The sequence below is a fragment of the Klebsiella sp. RHBSTW-00215 genome (assembly GCF_014103785.1).
In the GTDB taxonomy this organism is placed as follows: domain Bacteria; phylum Pseudomonadota; class Gammaproteobacteria; order Enterobacterales; family Enterobacteriaceae; genus Klebsiella.
Genome location: NZ_JABXQS010000001.1, coordinates 5,718,630 through 5,732,522 on the forward strand (window position 1 = coordinate 5,718,630; position 13,893 = coordinate 5,732,522).

8 protein-coding genes are annotated in these 13,893 nt (G+C 52.2%); 2 read left to right on the plus strand and 6 right to left on the minus strand.

Annotated elements, in window-relative coordinates; genetic code table 11:
* Nucleotides 1-28: 28 nt before the first annotated feature.
* The 4 genes from alkB to HV127_RS27230 form a co-directional block, all read right to left on the minus strand.
* The gene (gene alkB / locus HV127_RS27215; RefSeq protein WP_182240036.1) at nucleotides 29-679 is read right to left on the minus strand and encodes a DNA oxidative demethylase AlkB; all 651 of its coding nucleotides are present in this window, start codon (nucleotides 677-679) and stop codon (nucleotides 29-31) included.
* Complete coding sequence (gene ada / locus HV127_RS27220) at nucleotides 679-1,743, minus strand: bifunctional DNA-binding transcriptional regulator/O6-methylguanine-DNA methyltransferase Ada (protein WP_182240038.1); 1,065 nt, start codon at nucleotides 1,741-1,743, stop codon at nucleotides 679-681. The genes alkB and ada overlap by 1 nt, the downstream gene beginning before the upstream one ends.
* Nucleotides 1,744-1,815: 72 nt before the next feature.
* On the minus strand, nucleotides 1,816-2,868 hold the full coding sequence (gene apbE, locus HV127_RS27225; protein WP_182240040.1) for an FAD:protein FMN transferase ApbE: 1,053 nt from the start codon (nucleotides 2,866-2,868) through the stop codon (nucleotides 1,816-1,818).
* A gap of 103 nt (nucleotides 2,869-2,971) precedes the next feature.
* Complete coding sequence (locus HV127_RS27230; RefSeq protein WP_182240041.1) at nucleotides 2,972-4,102, minus strand: porin OmpC; 1,131 nt, start codon at nucleotides 4,100-4,102, stop codon at nucleotides 2,972-2,974.
* A gap of 773 nt (nucleotides 4,103-4,875) precedes the next feature.
* Here HV127_RS27230 and rcsD point away from each other — a divergent pair.
* Together rcsD and rcsB are read left to right on the plus strand one after the other, a co-directional pair.
* On the plus strand, nucleotides 4,876-7,536 hold the full coding sequence (gene rcsD / locus HV127_RS27235) for a phosphotransferase RcsD (RefSeq protein WP_182240042.1): 2,661 nt from the start codon (nucleotides 4,876-4,878) through the stop codon (nucleotides 7,534-7,536).
* A 16-nt stretch (nucleotides 7,537-7,552) separates the two neighbouring features.
* On the plus strand, nucleotides 7,553-8,203 hold the full coding sequence (rcsB, locus tag HV127_RS27240; protein WP_110272326.1) for a response regulator transcription factor RcsB: 651 nt from the start codon (nucleotides 7,553-7,555) through the stop codon (nucleotides 8,201-8,203).
* Between the two features lie 43 nt (nucleotides 8,204-8,246).
* Here rcsB and rcsC read toward each other — a convergent pair whose 3' ends face one another.
* On the minus strand, nucleotides 8,247-11,093 hold the full coding sequence (gene rcsC, locus HV127_RS27245) for a two-component system sensor histidine kinase RcsC (protein WP_182240043.1): 2,847 nt from the start codon (nucleotides 11,091-11,093) through the stop codon (nucleotides 8,247-8,249).
* A 131-nt stretch (nucleotides 11,094-11,224) separates the two neighbouring features.
* On the minus strand, nucleotides 11,225-13,858 hold the full coding sequence (gene gyrA / locus HV127_RS27250; RefSeq protein WP_182240044.1) for a DNA topoisomerase (ATP-hydrolyzing) subunit A: 2,634 nt from the start codon (nucleotides 13,856-13,858) through the stop codon (nucleotides 11,225-11,227).
* Nucleotides 13,859-13,893 lie beyond the last annotated feature (35 nt).

Here is a 13,893-nt window from a genome sequence, read left to right on the forward strand (position 1 = left end):
CCGATGACAGCAAGAATAATTCTTATTTTTATTCTTTATTGCCTGCCAGACGAAAAGTGAGATTATAGCGGCAGCTACCGGTGTCGGGATGAGTCCCCTCTTTCAGCGGCTGAATACCGTGGTAAAACAGCCGTGATTCACCGCCCCAAACCACCACATCGCCGTGCTCCAGCAGCATCCGCCGGAGCGGATCGTTACGCTGTTTACCGCCAAACTGAAACACTGCCGGGAGCCCCAGTGAGACAGAGACAATAGGCGCGCGCAGATCGTGCTCGTCTTTATCCTGATGCAGCGACAGCTTCGCCCCCGGTTGATAACGGTTAATAAGACAAGCATCAGGCGCAAATCTCTCATAACCGCACGCAGAAGCGGCCTCTGTGGCCAGCTCGCGCAATAGCGGCGGCATCGGCGGCCAGCATTTGCCCGTCAGCGGATCCTCGGGAGAGTAAAGATAGCCGTGCTGATTGGTAGTCCAGCCCAATTCGCCGCAGTTAGTCATCGCGACCGACATCGTATAGCCGCCGGGCGTCACCATCTGACGAAAAGGCGAACGGCTGGCAATATCAGTAATGGCCAGCAACAAGGCCGGGGCGCGTTCGCGAGCATAGCGGCGTAAAATTACCGCCCCCGGTGCCAGCGGCTCTTGCCAGGGCGGCGTATCGGCAAAAAGATCGAGCATCAGTTCTCCTCAGTTTGCGCTTCGCGCGCTAGCAGTAATGCTTTACGCGCGATTCCCCAACGATAGCCGGACAGAGCCCCGCCCTCGCGAACCACCCGATGGCACGGGATAACCATTACCAGCTTGTTGGCGGCACAGGCGCTTGCCACCGCCCTGACCGCGCGGGGACGGTCAATACTTTGCGCAACCTGACGATAGCTACGCGTTTCTCCCGCCGGGATCTGCCGCAGAGCCTGCCAGACCTGAAGCTGAAAAGCGGTGCCGCGAAGATCCAGCGGCAAAGAGATTAGCTGGCGATGGTCGTTAAGATGCGCAAATACCTGAGCGACTCGCTGATGAAAAACGTCATCGCCAGGCTGCAGATGTGCATTGGGAAATATTTTGCCTAATTCCTCAAGTAGCGACGTATCGTCATCACCCGGCAGCACGGCGCATATACCTCGTTCACTTTCAGCCACCAGGCAGCGTCCCAGCGGGCCGTCGTCACATACCCAGGTAATATCGGTATCATCGCCGCCGCGGCGAAACTGGCTGGCGGTCATTCCCAGCGCGGCATCAGCCTGCTGATAGTAGCTACTGGTATCCGGAAAACCGGCCGCCAAAGCAGCGTCCGTAACCGTCCGCCCCTGACCCAACGCCTCGCGTAAACGGCGCGCGCGCCAGGCCTGTTGCCAGGCTTTGGGCGTCATTCCGGTAACGGATTTAAAGAGACGGTGAAAATGAAAGGGGCTGACCGCAAGTTCACGGGACAGCACTTCGAGGGTTATCGGCGTTTCTTGCTCCAGCAGACGACAGGCCGCGGCCACTTTTTCCACTTTCTGCTGCTGTGGATCGGTTTTATCCGGCTGGCAGCGTTTGCACGGGCGAAACCCTGCCGCCAGCGCGGCTTCAACGGTGGGGTAAAAACGCACATTCTCCCGCAGCGCCCGCCGTGAACGGCAGGACGGACGACAGCAAATGCCGGTGGTCAGCACGGCAAAAATGAACTGCCCATCAGCACGAACATCGCGCTCGCATACAGCCTGCCAGCGACGCTCATCGGTATTGATCATCATCAGTTTCATAACGGACTCCTGCAGTAAGTGTATCTTCAGTCTGGGCCGAAGTCCGTTAGCAAAAACCCGAAATCTTGCGGTTTAATTTTTCTCGCCGACGAGGAACGCGCGGAACTGCGGCGACATCCAGGTTTTAAACCCTTCACCTTCTTTGATAATCATATACACTGCCAGTCCCTGTTCACGCACCACGTCCTGCGCCCTCTTCGGTCCTAACACCATCAGTCCGGTATCCCAGCCGTCGGCTTCCAGCGCCGTTGGGGCGATAACTGTCACCGAAACCAGCTTATGATCGATCGGTCGCCCGGTTTGCGGATCGATAACGTGCGAGATGCGCTTACCGTCCAGCTCATAGTAGTTGCGGTAGCTGCCGGAGGTGCTGATACCGTGGCCGTTAATATCAACGATCGCCTGAACGGCGTTTTCGCGGTCGGTCGGCTTCTGGATCGCCACCCGCCACGGCTGTTCTTCGGCATTCATTCCGCGACTCACCAGCGCGCCACCTACGGAAACCAGGTAACGCGAGATCCCTTCTTGTTCCATCAGGCGCGCTAAGTGATCGGCTGCGTATCCTTCACCTACGGTGGAAAGATCGACAAACAGATCAGGAATATCTTTTTGCAAAAACTGCTTGTCAGCCTGGTTAATGACCGTCAGGTGCTGTAACCCACTGCGCGCTTTTGCCGCGGCAATTTGCTGCGTATCCGGCGTTTTTACCGGCTGTTTATCCGGGCCAAAACCCCATAAATTGACCAATGGCCCGACGGTAATATCCATCGCGCCATGGGTTTTAGCGCCAATGCGCAGCGATAGGGTGACGATATCCGCCATCGCTTCGCTGACCGGCCAGGGGGTGGTGCCTAGTGAATGGTTGAAACGCATCAGCGCAGAATCGTTTTTCCATGTTGAGAGCAGACGATCGTCGGCATCCAGCTGAGCCTGCACCTTCTGGCGCAGCTCCTGGGCCTTTGCTTCATCAACATTGATCACGCTGACTCGCCAGAACGTGCCCATGGTTTTACCATCCAGCACGGTCGCAGCGGATTTTGGTGACTCTGGAGTGGTGGCTGAGTCACAGCCCGAGAGTAATACGCAAATCCCGAACAGGGCGGTGCGGAAAAAAGTGATATCCATAAAAATTGGCTTCCTCTTGCTAAGGCCCAAAGAGTACACCAGCAAGAGTAAACGGGGCATAAAAAAAGGCGCCATCGGCGCCTTTTTCGAAACTTCAGCGTGCTTAGAACTGGTAAACCAGACCCAGAGCAACGATGTCGTCGGTAGAGATGCTAGCATCTTTGGTGAATTTGTTGTCGTCCAGCAGGTTGATTTTGTAATCAACGTAGGTAGACATATTTTTGTTGAAGTAGTAGGTCGCGCCCACATCAACATATTTCAGGATATCCTGATCACCATATCGGCCGAGGTCCTTACCTTTAGACTGCAGGTAAGCCACGGACGGACGCAGACCGAAGTCGAACTGGTACTGAGCAACAACTTCAAAGTTCTGCGCTTTATTTGCAAAACCGATGTTACCAGTACGAGTTGCGTTATAGGTCTGGGAGTACTGAGTTGCCAGGTAGATATTGTTGGCGTCATATTTCAGGCCACCGGTGTAGGTTTCAGCGTTGTCACCTTCACCCAGAATGCGGCGAGAAATGTTGTCAGAGTCAGTATATCTGGTGTTGATGCTGTTCTGCTCAGAGGTACGTTTGGAGTGAGAGTACGCGAAACCAGCGCTGATACCTTCCCAGATATCATAAGTTACAGCGGTGCCGTAACCGTCGCCATTCTGTTTGTTCCAGCCACGACCATTGTTAGTCGCGCCTTCACCACTTACGCTGCCGTTTTTACCCTGGTACTGCAGAGCAAAGTTCAGACCGTCAACCAGACCGAAGAAGTCTGAGTTACGGTAGGTTGCCACGCCGTTAGCACGGGACTGCAGGAAGTTGTCAGAACCGTAGGTGTCGCCGCCGAATTCCGGCAGAACGTCAGTCCAGGAAGTTACGTCGTAAACAACGCCGTAGTTACGACCGTAGTCGAAAGAACCCGCGTCGCCGAATTTCAGACCTGCAAATGCCAGACGAGTCCATGCCTGATCGCTGGAGCTTTCAGTGTTGTTCGCCTGAACGTTGTATTCCCACTGGCCGTAACCGGTCAGCTGGTCGTTGATCTGAGTTTCGCCTTTGATGCCCAGACGCATGTAGGTCTGGTCGCCATCGGAAGATTTGTCGTCAGAGAAATAGTGCAGACCGTCGATTTTACCGTACAGGTCTAATTTGTTGCCATCTTTGTTATAGACTTCAGCCGCATTTGCTGCGCCCGCTACCAGCAGAGCTGGTACCAGGAGGGACAGTACTTTAACTTTCATGTTATTAACCCTCTGTTTGTTATATGCCTTTTATTATTGCCACTGCTTACTGATTACCCTTCTAATCAGTCGGCTATTTCATTGTGCTGCAAAATACAGAATAATCCAACAAGAATATGATACTAAAACTTCTAAAATGTTTCCAAATGCGCACAAGATGTTTCAATTTGTAAATTAGAGGGAACTTTTTTTATCTCCATACAGACCATTTAAATAAGCACTAATAATCAAAAAATTAAAATTATCAATCAATATCAATACGTTATGAAGTTACACTCCTATAGCACTGAATGGTAAAACAAAAATCTCAACTGAGACTAAAATTAATCCCGCTATCATCATTAACTTTATTTATTACCGTCATTCAGTTCTGAATGTCTGTTTACCCCTATTTCTACCGGATGCCTCGCATCCGGTTTTTTTTACCCTTCTTTACACATCTTTAATTATTCCCTTCCTGGCACAACAAAAAATAACGGTTATTAATCAAACAACTTACGCGCAGAATTAAGGTTATTCGCACAATTTCTTGTTAATTAGTGCTATTTAATTTGAAAAATCGGTAAGTAATTGTACAAAAACAATCGCACTGTTCATGTTTGTCTGCCGCCACGGTTCTAAGATGAATCTTAAGGCAAATAAAACAATGTATGATATTCAGTTGTATGGATTTACGGCATTAGCCTTTATACTGGCTATAGCATCCGTCCTGCTCCCAGTTACCCGGGCGCAACATTCCGTTTACAAACACTGATGAGTCATACTCTCACACGATGACCCCGAAAAAATTTTCCCTGATCCCCGGCAACATTACCCGTTTCTTCATTTTAATGGTCATCGTCCTGCTGGCGACGATGGGGGTCATGATTCAAAGCGCCGTCAACGCATGGCTGAAAGACAAAAGTTATCAGGTTGTCGATGTCAGCTATGACTTGCATAAGCGTATTGATACCTGGCGCTACGCCACCTGGCAAATATATGACAACATCGCGGCAACCTCTCCCGGCACAACCGGAGAGAGCGGTTTACAAGAAACGCGTTTGAAACAGGATGTTTACTACCTGGAGAAACCCAGGCGCAAAACAGAAGCGCTGATTTTTGGCTCTCATGACAGCTCAACGCTGGAAATGACGCAAAAAATCACCAACTATCTCGACATCTTATGGGGCGCGGAGACCATTCCCTGGTCGATGTATTACCTTAACGGACTCGATAACAGCCTTATTTTAGTTTCAACGCTGCCGTTAAAAGATCTCTCCTCCAGCTTTAAAGAGTCAACTATCAGCAGCGTCGTGGAGTCCCGACGGGCCGAAATGTTGCTCCAGGCAAATACATTAGATGAACGTGAGACATTTTCGTCACTGCGTCATCTCGCATGGCAGAACGGTTACTACTTTACTTTACGCACCACTTTTAACCAGCCGGGCCACCTGGCGACCGTTGTGGCTTTCGATCTCCCCATTAACGATCTCATTCCTCCCAGCATGTCGCTGGAGAGCTTCCGTCTTGAACCCGATCCGTCGCAAAGCATCAGCAACAATCCGGACAAAGAAGCCGCCGATATCGTCAGCATCAACTTTAATGGCCCGCGGATTGAAATTACCACCACCATTAATACCACCGGTATGCGGCTGGTTTGGATGGTGCCCTTCAGCGAGCTGATCCTGGAGTCCTTACAGAATATTTTGCTGCCGCTGCTGTTGAATATCGGCCTGCTGGCGCTGACGCTGTTCGGTTTCACGACCTTTCGCCACTACAGCGGACGTAAAAACGTGGTCAGCACAGCGGTATCTTCGGCTGCCAATAGCGAATTACGCGCCCAACGCGCAATCCATGAAGAGATAGTCTCGCTGCTGCCATTGGGGCTGTTGGTTCATGACCAGGAGGCTAATCGTACGATAATCAGCAATCCTATCGCCGATCATCTGCTGCCGCATTTGAACCTGCAGAATATTATCAATATGGCCGATCAGCACCAGGGCGTCATTCAGGCCACGGTGAATAATGAATTGTATGAAATCCGCCAGTTCCGCAGCCAGGTCTCACCGCGTACGCAAATCTTCATCATTCGCGATCAGGATCGTGAAGTTCTGGTCGCCAGGAAACTCAAACAGGCTCAACGTCTGTACGAGAAAAACCAGCAAGGCCGCGCTGCCTTTATGCAGCATATCGGCGCTGCGCTAAAACAACCTGCGCAAACGCTGGCAGAAGAAGCGGCGGCGCTCGGTATTGCTGAAAGCCATAAGCTGGCCCAGCATGCAGATGAACTGGTACAGCTGGTGGATGAGATTCAACTGGCAAACCTCCTTGAGAGCGACAGCTGGAAAAGCGCCCAGGGCCTGTTCTCCATTCAGGAACTCATAGATGAAGTGGTACCTGAAGTCTTACCGATCATCAAACGCAAAGGGCTGCAGCTACTGATTAACAATGCACTACCGGCAAATGAGCAACGTTACGGCGATCGTGATGCGTTGCGGCGCACGCTTTTACTGTTAATTCAGTACTCGGTCACCACAACTCAGATTGGCAAAATCACTCTGGAAGTGAGTAAAGATGAGTCGGCAGACGATCGCCTGACCTTCCGTATTCTTGACACCGGTAATGGAGTTTCCAGTGACGAAATCGATAATATGCACTTCCCGTTCCTCAACGAGACGCAGTCAGACCTCTATGGTAAAGCTAACGCCCTTACCTTCTGGCTCTGCGATCGCCTGACCCGCAAGCTCGGTGGACAGTTGAATATTAAAGCCCGCGAGTCGCTGGGTACCCGCTATTCCCTGCATCTTAAAATGGCGGCCAGTGAAGAAGAGAGTGATTCAGGGGAACATCTACTGGATGATGTTGTGGTATTGCTTGATGTTACCTCTAATGAGGTGCGCCGTATCGTTACGCGCCAGCTCGAAAGCTGGGGCGCGACCTGCATCTCGCCGGATGATAGAATAACAAGTCAACAATATGATCTCTTTTTAACGGATAATCCGTCTAATCTTACTGCTTCAGGCTTGCTTTTAAGCGATGATGAAGTCGGGATTCATAAGATTAGTCCAGGTCAGCTCCGCGTCAATTTTAATATCAGCACCGCGATGCAGGAAGCTATTCTTCAGCTGATAGAGCAGCAACTGGCTGATGAAGAGGGGCAGCCCTCTCCCCGTGAAAGCGTGAGTAACGCCGAACTGCATGCCAGCGGCTATTACGCGCTGTTTGCCGACACGGTACCAGATGATGTTAAGAGGCTGTATAATGAACTGGCAACGAGCGATTTAGCCGCGCTGGCGCAAACCGCTCACCGCCTCAAAGGGGCGTTTGCTATGCTTAATCTGGTACCCGGCAAGCAATTATGTGAAACGCTTGAGCATCTGATTCGTGAAAAAGATACTCAAGGCATAGAAAAATATATCAGCGACATTGACGTCTACGTCAAGAGCTTGCTGTAGCAAGGTAGCCTAATACATGAACAATATGAACGTAATTATTGCCGATGACCATCCGATCGTACTGTTCGGTATTCGTAAGTCACTTGAGCAAATCGAGTGGGTGAACGTTGTTGGCGAGTTTGAAGACTCCACGGCATTAATCAACAATCTTCCTAAGCTGGACGCTCACGTCCTGATTAGCGACCTATCCATGCCCGGCGACAAGTACGGTGATGGGATTACGCTTATCAAATACATCAAGCGGCATTTCCCGGATCTGTCGATCATTGTTCTCACGATGAATAACAACCCGGCGATCCTGAGCGCGGTACTGGATCTGGATATCGAAGGGATCGTACTGAAGCAGGGCGCACCGACCGATCTGCCGAAAGCGCTGGCCGCATTGCAGAAAGGCAAGAAATTCACCCCGGAAAGCGTTTCGCGTCTGCTGGAAAAAATCAGCGCCGGTGGTTACGGTGACAAACGCCTGTCGCCAAAAGAGAGTGAAGTATTGCGCCTGTTCGCCGAAGGCTTCCTGGTTACCGAGATTGCCAAAAAGCTGAACCGCAGTATCAAAACCATCAGTAGCCAGAAAAAATCGGCGATGATGAAACTCGGCGTGGAAAACGATATCGCCCTGCTGAACTACCTCTCTTCCGTTTCTCTGAGTTCTACGGACAAAGACTAACCTCTCTCTTCCCGGATAGCGCCGCGCTATCCGGGAGAATCCCTTACGCCCTTCCCTTGCGCACCCGCGTGGCATAGACCGTCAATGTTTGTTTGATAATATCGAGGGTTACCGGCTTGGATAAACAGCTATCCATACCGGACTCCAGACAGCGCTGCTTCTCTTCGGCCAGCGCATTAGCGGTCACGCCAATTACCGGCAACGTCAATCCCAGTTGACGAATGCGCTGAGTCAGTCGATAACCATCCATATTCGGCATGTTGACGTCACTGAGCACAATATCAATATGCTGTTTACTCAGTACGTTAAGCGCATCGACCCCGTCGTTTGCGGTGATGCACTGATAGCCCAGAGATCCCAGCTGATCGGCCAAAAGACGCCGGTTGATTGGATGATCATCCACCACCAGAATCATCATGTCATCATTGTCGGCAGTTTGCGTTTCTGGCGCGGATAGCACAGGGCCGTTTTCCGCGCTATCGACGGCGATATGGAAGATGCGTCCGAGCAGCGGCAGCAGTTCATGCGGCGTCGTGACGCTATGCAACCACTCACCCGGCGCTCGCTCCAGCGGAATACCGATATGCCGACGGCAGAAGATAATCACGGCGCTTCCTGGCCACGCCGCATTGGTCTCGCTATCGGTCAGCAAAATATCATCCGCTCCCGGCGCTTGCCCTTCAAAACGACGGGCAGGAATACCGCGGTATTTCAGCAACGACTCGACAAACAGCGCCAAAGAGGTGTTATCAATCGCCAGCCAACAGCATTTGTCAGACAGGCTATCAACAATCAGCGACGGTGTATCTTGTACGCCATACAGTGGAATTCGAATAGTGAACCGGCTACCCATGCCCGGTTCCGTTTCGACGGCGATATCGCCATCCATCATGCTGATAAGCTTTTCACAAATCGCCAGACCGAGACCGGTTCCCTGGAAGTTACGCTGCACGCCGGTGCCGACCTGGAAGAACGGGTCGAACAGACGCACGACTTCTTTTGCCGGGATGCCCTCGCCGGTGTCGCGCACGCTAATTTGTAGGTAGTCGCCCGCCCGCTCTACATGCAGGATAATGCAGCCGGTATCAGTAAACTTAATCGCGTTACTCAGCAGGTTTGAAATAACCTGCTGCAAGCGCATCGGATCGCCGGACATCAGCTGCGGCACGTCGGGTTCAATAAAGCAGTACAGCCCAAGCTGTTTGCGCACCACCAACGGCAGGTAGTTAGCGGAAATGTGGTTCATCACTTCACGGGGCGAAAACTCCCGCGGTTCAATTTTGAGCTGCTCGGACTCAATTTTCGAGAAATCGAGGATGTCGCTGATAATTTTCAGCAGCAGGCTGGAGGAGTTATTCATCGCCGTCACCAAGCGATCAACGCCCTTCGGCAGCTCTTTCGTCTGCAGCAAATCGAGATTGCCGATAATCCCGTACAACGGCGTGCGCAGTTCGTGACTAACGGTGGCAAGGAACATCGATTTCGACTGGCTGGCCTGTTCTGCGGCCTGGGCCATCTCCTGCAGCGACTCCTCCATTTTGACGCGCGCCGAGACATCCACCAGCACGCAAATCGCCACGTTTTCGTTACGATAGCGCGAGTGAACGAAGCTGATTTGCAGATTGGTATTATTACTGGTCAGCACGTCAACAAAGTTCACCTGCTGACCGCAGATGATCTGCGTTAACCGCTGCCGGTCCTCATGCGTCAACATGTTGAGATAGTTATGCGCCAGCTCGTTACTCAAGATATTAGTGCCGTCGAGCGTACGTAAAATACAGATCCCTACCGGCGCGGAAGCCACAATTTTTCGGTTGAACTGCTCATGCTCTTCCAGGCGTTGGGCGTCATTTTCTGCCGGAATAAAAATCCGCCGCTCATACATCCGGGCCAGCGCAAAAAGGATAACCCCGGTCAGGATATTGAGCACAATGGCGTTAAGGATCAGCATCCGGATGCGTTCTAACACCTGTTCCACCGACACTGAATAGACGATGCTCAAAGATGACGGTGGCAGGCTTTTTTTCATCGCCAGTTCGCGAAAGCCCGAGGTATAGCCAAACCATAACCGTTCCTGCATCCACTTCGCGTCAGGTTTAATATTGCTGTCTGACCCGGCGAGCGAAATGAGTGACTGACCGTTATCGTCAAGAATAGTGACGTTCATCGGCAAACTACCCGGAGTAAAGAAACTTTCCATGCGGATAGTTTGTTCCACGCCAAGCATCGCCTGCAGCCGGTTAGCCATATATATCGGCGTCAGCGCGTAAAAATACCCAACGCCTGGACGCACGCCCTGGCTTATCCAGAACAGGTTGTTGCCACGTTCGTTTTGTGGAGCATTATGATATTGCTCGATACGTTGATGTAAAACTTTAAGCGCCTGATCTCGCTCCAGCGGCACATCCCGCAGGCCGAAGTTAGCCATACAGAGATTATCACTGCCAATCAAAAAGATACGGTTGAGATCATACGCCGTAGAGAAGTTGTCGCGCCAATAGCGCATGAACCACGCCAGCGACTGCAGAGAGTTACGCCAGGTAGTGCTCATTAGCGCGCAGTCGGAATCAGGGTATAGCGGTTCAAAAGTAGGGATCGCAATATCGCCACTCTGTACTGGCGCATCACCGCCTTCACTGCCGTTCATTGGCCGATTACCCGCGACGTATTTCAGCTCTTTGATAACGTCTGCCGTACGCTGAATATAACGCTGCGCCTGATCGGCATTCAGATTAAATTCCTGACGAATTTCCGATTCCCGATCATGCAGGGCATTAACGATGTAAAACACCGAGACAAAAGCGATCAGCATCCACAGCAGTACCGCCAGCGCTCTGAACAGGTAGCGTGAAACCTTTAACGTCGTATGGAAAGAAGCTAGATATTTCAATGTGGCGATGCTCGGCCGTCAGGGACTCAACAGAATGGGGTTAAGGTAACGATAAAATAACAGTCCCGCAACGGGGAAACAAAAAGGGCCGGGGATAACCCCGACCCTTTCAGAACAATTACCGCAGAGAATTACTCTTCATCTTCGGCGATATCATCGTCAGTGTCCGCTTCCGGCGCGATATCCTCATCGCCTTCCGCTACGCTGCCGTCGATGGCATCCAGTTCTTCATCATCAACCGGCTCAGCAACACGCTGCAGGCCCACCACGTTTTCATCTTCCGCGGTGCGGATGAGGATAACGCCCTGGGTGTTACGCCCTACCACGCTGACTTCCGATACGCGGGTTCGCACCAGCGTGCCCGCATCGGTGATCATCATGATCTGGTCGGTATCAGTTACCTGCACCGCGCCCACCACGGAACCGTTACGCTCGGTCACTTTGATCGAGATAACGCCCTGCGTCGCACGAGATTTGGTCGGATACTCTTCAGCCGCAGTACGTTTACCGTAGCCATTCTGCGTCACGGTCAGGATAGCCCCTTCGCCGCGCGGAATAATCAGCGAAACGACTTTGTCCTCGCCTGCGAGTTTGATACCGCGCACGCCGGTCGCGGTACGACCCATCGCACGAACAGCATCTTCTTTAAAGCGCACAACTTTACCGGCAGCAGAGAACAGCATGACTTCATCCTGACCCGAGGTCAGATCGACGCCAATCAGCTCATCGCCTTCGTTGAGGTTAACCGCAATAATACCGGCTGAACGCGGACGGCTGAACTCGGTCAGCGCCGTTTTCTTCACGGTACCGCTGGCGGTGGCCATAAAGACGTTCACGCCCTCTTCGTACTCGCGCACCGGCAGAATAGCGGTGATACGTTCGTTGGCTTCCAGCGGCAGCAGGTTGACGATCGGACGGCCACGCGCGCCACGGCTCGCTTCCGGCAGCTGATAAACCTTCATCCAGTACAGACGACCACGGCTGGAGAAGCACAGGATCGTGTCATGGGTGTTGGCCACCAGCAGACGATCGATAAAGTCTTCTTCTTTAATACGTGCCGCAGATTTACCTTTACCACCACGACGCTGAGCTTCGTAATCGGTTAACGGCTGATACTTCACGTAGCCCTGATGGGACAGAGTCACCACAACATCTTCCTGGTTGATCAGGTCTTCGATGTTGATATCGGCGCTGTTGGCAGTGATTTCAGTACGGCGCGCATCGCCAAACTGTTCACGAACCAGCTCCAGCTCTTCACGGATGACTTCCATCAGGCGATCGGCGCTGCCCAGAATGTGCAGCAGTTCAGCGATCTGTTCCAGCAGCTCTTTGTATTCGTCGAGCAGTTTTTCGTGCTCAAGACCGGTCAGTTTCTGCAAACGCAGATCCAGAATCGCCTGGGCCTGCTGTTCGGTTAGGTAGTACTGACCGTCGCGTACGCCGAATTCAGGCTCCAGCCATTCCGGACGCGCGGCGTCATCACCGGCACGTTCCAGCATCGCGGAAACGTTGCCCAGATCCCATGAACGCGCGATTAAGCCAGCTTTCGCTTCCGCCGGGGTCGGCGCACGGCGGATCAGCTCGATAATCGGGTCGATGTTGGCCAGAGCAATCGCCAGCGCTTCAAGGATATGTGCGCGGTCACGCGCTTTACGCAGTTCGAAAATAGTACGACGCGTCACCACTTCACGGCGGTGGCGCACAAACGCAGCAATAATTTCTTTCAGATTCATGATCTTCGGCTGACCATGGTGCAATGCAACCATGTTGATACCGAAGGAGACCTGCAGCTGGGTCTGGGAGTAGAGGTTGTTGAGAACCACTTCACCCACCGCGTCGCGTTTCACTTCAATCACGATGCGCATACCGTCTTTATCAGACTCGTCACGCAGCGCGCTAATGCCTTCAACGCGTTTGTCTTTTACCAGCTCGGCGATTTTCTCAATCAGGCGCGCTTTGTTCACCTGATACGGAATTTCGTGGACGATAATAGTTTCACGACCGGTTTTCGCGTCAGCTTCCACTTCCGCGCGGGCGCGAATGTACACTTTGCCGCGACCGGTGCGGTAGGCTTCTTCAATGCCACGACGACCGTTGATGATCGCAGCGGTCGGGAAGTCCGGACCAGGAATGTGTTCCATCAGCCCTTCAATGCTGATGTCTTCGTTGTCAACGTAGGCCAGGCAACCGTTGATCACTTCGGTCAGGTTGTGCGGCGGAATGTTAGTCGCCATACCCACCGCGATGCCGGACGAACCGTTAACTAACAGGTTCGGGATCTTAGTCGGCATAACATCTGGAATTCTTTCGGTGCCGTCGTAGTTATCGACGAAATCTACCGTCTCTTTTTCCAGGTCGGCCATCAGCTCGTGGGCGATCTTCGACATACGGATTTCCGTATAACGCATCGCTGCGGCGGAGTCCCCATCGACAGAACCAAAGTTACCCTGGCCATCTACCAGCATGTAACGCAAGGAGAATGGCTGCGCCATACGAACAATGGTGTCATAAACGGCGATATCACCATGCGGGTGGTATTTACCGATGACGTCACCCACGACACGGGCAGATTTTTTATAGGCTTTGTTCCAGTCATTGCCCAATACGTTCATGGCGTATAGTACGCGACGGTGTACCGGCTTAAGGCCATCTCGGACGTCCGGAAGTGCGCGGCCAACAATGACCGACATCGCATAATCCAGATACGAGCTCTTCAGCTCTTCCTCAATGTTGACCGGTGTAATTTCTCTCGCAAGGTCGCTCATCTAACCGCTATCCCTCTACTGTATCCCGGATTCAA